The organism is Mycobacterium asiaticum (assembly GCF_001673315.1).
Taxonomy (GTDB): Bacteria; Actinomycetota; Actinomycetes; order Mycobacteriales; family Mycobacteriaceae; genus Mycobacterium; species Mycobacterium asiaticum_B.
The window spans coordinates 1-554 of sequence record NZ_LZLQ01000004.1; the positions used below are offsets into that span (position 1 = coordinate 1).

Annotated in this window: 1 protein-coding gene; it reads left to right on the forward strand. The window is 61.4% G+C overall.

Features of this window, described 5'->3' with window-relative positions:
* The first annotated feature begins 93 nt into the window (after positions 1-93).
* A complete protein-coding gene (locus tag A5636_RS26965) occupies positions 94-417 on the forward strand; it encodes a hypothetical protein (RefSeq protein ID WP_065156726.1) in 324 nt (107 codons plus the stop codon).
* The last annotated feature ends 137 nt before the right edge of the window (positions 418-554 follow it).

Here is a 554-nt window from a genome sequence, read left to right on the forward strand (position 1 = left end):
GCCCGGCTTGTAGCGACAACCTTCAATCGAGCGACAAACAGCATGAATGCGCGCTGACTGGCGACGGATCGATGCCCATGGCACGGTTCAACGATGAAACTTTGCCTACGAGGAACGGAGCTGCGCTACGTGCTCACCTGGCAGCTGGCGCTGCATGGGCCCGCGACTATCCGTGAGTTGATCGATGCCCTTGAGTACCACGGGTTTTGCGTCAACGGCCGAGCGTCAAAGGCGATCTCGGACGCGTTGCGTTGGGAGATCGGACGGGGCCGGGTGCGCCGGCTCCGGCGGGGTCGATACGGACCGCTGGAATTTCCACGCGGCACCGAACACCGAATCCATCAGCGTGTGCTGACTTTGCGGGCCGAAGCAAGGCGTCTGCGGAGGTCTGAGGATCGCGGTGAGTGGTTTGGCTGATTGTCGCTACGGTCGGGCAAAGTGAGATGTCCGGACATAGGGGTTGTCCCGCATCCAGCATTGTCGCTCGATTGAAGGTTGTCGCTACAAGCCGGGCAAAGAGGAACATGCTTCCGGAGCGCGGTAAGGGGCAGAGG